This is a genomic window from Flavobacterium lotistagni (genome assembly GCF_011392125.1).
GTDB lineage: Bacteria > Bacteroidota > Bacteroidia > Flavobacteriales > Flavobacteriaceae > Flavobacterium > Flavobacterium lotistagni.
In genome coordinates this window covers 1-4,704 of sequence record NZ_JAAJBU010000023.1, presented here as the reverse complement: position 1 = coordinate 4,704, position 4,704 = coordinate 1, and the positions used below count along the sequence as shown (strand labels likewise).

The 4,704-nt window shown below is 41.0% G+C and carries 2 protein-coding genes and 1 pseudogene; all 3 read left to right on the top strand.

The window, feature by feature from the left end:
* Positions 1–170 (top strand): OmpA family protein (locus G4D82_RS14585; RefSeq protein WP_394352293.1); only part of this gene is annotated, 170 nt, incomplete at its 5' end.
* 367 nt (positions 171–537) lie between these two features.
* A complete protein-coding gene (locus G4D82_RS14240; RefSeq protein ID WP_166337965.1) occupies positions 538–1,128 on the top strand; it encodes a hypothetical protein in 591 nt (196 codons plus the stop codon).
* 20 nt (positions 1,129–1,148) lie between these two features.
* A pseudogene (locus G4D82_RS14235) lies at positions 1,149–4,704 on the top strand (hypothetical protein); the annotation flags it as partial.

The window sequence follows — 4,704 nt, the reverse complement described above, 5'->3', positions numbered from 1 at the left end:
CCAAATCGACCATGGCTTGGCTAGTGAAAAACGGCGTAGATGCCGCTAGATTAACAGCAAAAGGTTACGGCGAGACAAAACTGGTCAACAAATGCGCCGATAACGTCAAATGTTCGGAAGAAGAACATCAGGCCAACAGAAGAAGTGAATTTATTATTACGGATTTATAGTGACATAAACCGAAAACATAACCCAATTATTTTTGAAAAAGGTTGTAAGGCTAGTTCTTGCAGCCTTTTTTGTTTTTCCCTCGACAGAACATCAATTACGACTGTCAAATTGCCTCGCCAACTTCAATCATCTATTACCTTTTTAGATTATTATTATAATCTTATTCTTACTTTATATCATTAAAAAGTGTATTTCATCGATTTTTTGTGCATTTAAACGATGTTTTTAAATTTTCATTGTACGTTTGAAATGTCAAAACAAAGGAATACTTAAAATCATTTACTAGCAGTACCAGCTTCCAGAAATACTAGAAGCAAAAAACTCAGGATGATTTAAGAAAATCCCGAACGAATTAAATTAAGCAACATGAAAACAAAGAAAGCGAACCTGCTCACAATCCGAAACTTCAATGCGGTGGGGTTCAAAAAGTCACACTTCCTGTTTATCATTTTTCTACTGATTTTATTATGCAGTGCACCATTGTCAGCACAGCAAAGAAATGATTCAGAAGAAATTCAACCCATCACAGAATCACGAACTTTTCTTTCGAACCTTCGCGCCCGCGAGACTAGCAATCGGGCTGCTTATTCTAATGCACAACATATCGAAGAACTGCTCAGTAAAGTGCAGCCTTCGGTATATTATCTTTCGGGTTCAGTCAAAACTTATGGCGAAAAACCAGTTTGCCTTTTTACCAACGTACAGTCGTTATCGAGAATTAACGAAGTATCCATCGAAGGCAATAATCTAGAAATGGCCAGAATCAGTATTGAAACCTCAACTGATTTAAATGCAACAATAGACCTTGAGCAATTTAACGGTTTTAAAAAGCTCAGATACATCCAAATCTTATCTAAAGTTCCTGTTACTGAGCAAGCAATTAACCGCATGGTGCGCAATAACAGTGATAAATACAGCGTGTTCTTCAAAGTACAAAAAGGAGACAGCGAGCAATAATATTGATAAAAACTTTCATCATGAAGAATTTATACTCTAAATCAATGACACAGAAATTACAATATTTAGCCTTCCTTTTTGTGGTGCTCACGTTAGGAACTTTTCAAGTGAACGCTCAGGTGAATGTTGGATTTACGCAAAGAACCTCACAGTATTCTCCGACCAAAAAGATTTATACTGTAAAAGGTGATTTTACGATGTTAGGAAATACTTTCCTCTCGCCGCAAAACTACTCACCAACCACGAACAACAACAACCAGTTCATGACGTATATCGATACGGACAATGATCCTACTACAATCAACTCATCGTCATCGACCTTGACTTTATCGACTGAAAACGGTGCTGTTCCTAGTTGTTCGAATATCGTTTATGCCGGTTTGTATTGGACTGCTAAATCATCTAGAGAACAAACTTTCTCGGTGACAAAAAACGTACAGAATGGTACCCAGCCTATCAACAACAACTTGACTGTAAACCATAGTCAGAATATTGCGAACACTAATTATTCGATGACGGTATCTAGAAATAGCCCATCGAATAACAATAGAAACCCGATTTATACCTTTAACGGTGGCAGTACTTATGTGTTCAATTTCTATAATGCTTCAGCTACCAATCGCGTTACTGTTTCCATCAACGGAAATCCTGCAGTAAATGTGCCCGTAACAGTAAACGGAGCCAATACTGAAGCTACACTCATAACACCAATTGTTATTGCTGACGGTGCGGTAAACATCACAATTAAAAAATTAATTCGCAGTGCCGCTACAGATTTAAGTACTTCATCCACTCAAGATACTTCTTCAGCCAGTGTCAATGTGACCGGAAATGCTCCTGCATACACACCGTTAACCAAAACCCTAGACAAAAGAGCGCTTTCCTTAAAAGGACCAAGTGCTACCAGTTATACCAGATTCACAGCCGAACCAACTAACATCTATTATCCTTATAATACAGAAGATGACATTTTCGCGGCCTACGTGGAAATTACTGACTACGTGAAAGAACACGGTATCGGAGAATATTTTGCTGCTGATATGGCTGTACTCGAAGGTGATCCAGGCGGAACCGGCTATTCAGGTGGCTGGGGAATGATTGTGGTATATGAAAACCACAAAATGAAATACCGCGACGTAACTATTTTTGACGGTTATGCTTATGTGAAGCATGACAATGCCAATGGGTACACTTTACCTGTTAACGGTTTCAATACTGTTCAAACTGGAACAGTAGGCATTAAAATGGGAATGATGGCCAGTGAAGGCGACGTAGACTTTACCGGCGATTACTTTCAAATCAGAAAAAACAGTGATGGCTCATACATGAGCTTAAACCATACCGGAAACTCGACTACTAACTTTTTCAACTCATCAATCAATGCCGGTGGTGCCAGAAACCCCAATCTTGTGAACAATACCGGCATTGATATTTGTATGTTCAACGTTCCTAACTCTGGAAATTCAGTAATTGGGAACAGCCAAACGTCTACTACCTTTAAATATGGAACTAGTGGTGATACTTACTCCATTTTTGCCATTGCGTTCGCCGTTGATGCTTATGTACCTATGAGCGAATCTATGCTGACCGCTGGAACTATCAACAATGTTACAGCTGTAAAACCTTATACATCACTACCCGGACAAATTATCGGGTGCAATGTCAATGTAAAAAACCTAGGAACTGAGCCCATCAGTAATTACAAGATGTATATTCCTATTCCTTACAACGCTACATACGTTGCTGGTAGTGCTGTGGGAACCATCTTATTTACGCCAAACCCAACGCCAAACAATATCTATTTCGATCAGAATATGGGCGCTTACGGTACTCTTGTTTGGGATTTCGGAACTTTACCACTTCCGGCAAACCCATCCAATTTACTTGCTAATTTGACTTTCAAATTGAAAGCGACCGAAGATTGTAACATCCTGAACAACGCCACTTGCGGAAGTCAGATTGTAATCAATGGGCTTTCGAGCGGAGTCGGTGCTATTACCGGAATCGTTTTCAATAACAATAAAATGATTGAAGGCTACGAAGACAGCGGGCCGTGTATCGGTTTACCAATGCCTCAGACCCTAACTGTAGGCATTAACGCAACCGGATTCCTTGGTGCCAACTGCCCAAATATGCCTGCGCTCAGAGAATTGGTTTTCTGCAATGGCGGAAATACGGTTTCGGCTTCGGCTGTAGCAGCTAATTTCCCAGCAGGATCTTTATTCTATGATTCGGTTCCGGTGACTCCTTCATCTATTCAATATACAAACAGTAACCCTTTTCCCCTACCTGCTTCCGCAAACAAAACCTACTATGCGATTCCGCCCACTGGTATTGCCGGTTGTAGCTTTCCGTTCACGATTAGAAAATGTAAAGTAATCGATGCGGTAAACGACAACGGAGCCAATATTGTGGGCGCGATCGGCGGAATATCAATAACCAATGTACTGACTAATGACACTATGAACGGTGCTTCATTTGCGGCCTCAGAAGTCAACCTTACTTTTGTAAGTGCTACTAATCCTGGCATTACCTTATCGGGAAACAGCGTTTTAGTAGCTGCTGGCACACCTGCTGGAACGTACACGCTAACTTATCAAATATGCGAAGTAGCCAGCCCAGCGAACTGCGATACAGCAGTAGTAACGGTAAGAGTACTTCCTTCAGACATCGATGCAAACAATGATGTCGGACTTCCAATTAGTGGTTATGTCGGTGGCATAGGCTATGCAAATGTGCTCGTAAACGATACCCTTAATGGCGTACTAGTAAATCCTTCACAAGTCATTACTACGTTTGTTTCTTCAAATAGTCCTGGTGTGACTTTATCTGGAACTGATGTGATGGTTGCTGCGGGAACACCAGCCGGAACTTATGTATTAAACTACCAGATTTGCGAAGTATTGAATCCGAGCAATTGCGATACAACTACTGTTAAAATCATCGTGACTTCGGCTCCAATTGATGCTGTGAACGATATCGGAACTCCAATTAACGGAGCTTCGGGCGGAACAGCTTTCACGAACGTTTTGGTGAACGATACTCTAAATGGCGCAGCAGTAATAGCCTCTCAAGTAAACACTACTTTTGTAAGCTCAACCAACGCCGGAGTAACTTTGTCTGGAACTAATGTAGTAGTTGCCGCTGGAACGCCTGCCGGAACTTATACTTTGACTTACCAAATCTGCGAAAAAATCAACCCTGCAAATTGTGATAGTGCTACGGTTTCTGTTTCAGTAAACGCACCAGCTATCATCGCTAATGACGATACCGGAACAACTGTAAACGGTCTTGCTGGTGGAACGGCTTTCACAAACGTTTTGGTGAATGATACTTTGAATGGTGTGGCTGTACTAGCTTCACAAGTAAATACCACTTTTGTTAGCTCAACTAACGCCGGTGTGACTTTATCAGGAACTGACGTTTTGGTTGCTGCTGGAACACCTGCCGGAACTTACACCCTAACTTACCAAATTTGTGAAATCTTAAACCCAAGCAACTGCGATACTGCGATTGTTACAGTAACTGTTTCTGCGGCTTCGATCATCGCTAATGACGATACCGGAACAACTGTAA

Excerpts from the sequence above, each read along its gene's own strand:
- G4D82_RS14240 (WP_166337965.1), top strand. The coding sequence starts at position 538 with ATGAAAACAAAGAAAGCGAACCTGCTCACAATCCGAAACTTCAATGCG.